Below are 292 nucleotides of genomic sequence, written 5' to 3' on the forward strand. Positions count from 1 at the left end.
CTTCCCGGTCCTCGCGGCCGCGCTGTTCGCCCTGGAGGCGGACCGTAAATTCGGCGCCCATGTGTTCGACGCCGCGAACGGCGGCGCCCTGCTGTGGCAACACCTCTTCTGGTTCTTCGGCCATCCAGAGGTGTACATCATCGCCCTGCCGTTCTTCGGCATCATCAGCGAAGTCATCCCGGTGTTCTCCCGCAAGCCGATGTTCGGCTACATGGGTCTGATCGCCGCGACCATCGCGATCGCCGGTCTGTCCGTGACCGTGTGGGCCCACCACATGTACGTCACCGGCGGT

1 protein-coding gene is annotated in these 292 nt (G+C 64.7%); it reads left to right on the forward strand.

Going from position 1 to position 292, the window contains the following annotated elements:
* On the forward strand, positions 1 to 292 hold a 292-nt coding region (locus IO33_RS45445), incomplete at both ends, for a cbb3-type cytochrome c oxidase subunit I (RefSeq protein ID WP_031174374.1).

The organism is Streptomyces durhamensis (genome assembly GCF_000725475.1).
GTDB lineage: Bacteria > Actinomycetota > Actinomycetes > Streptomycetales > Streptomycetaceae > Streptomyces > Streptomyces filipinensis.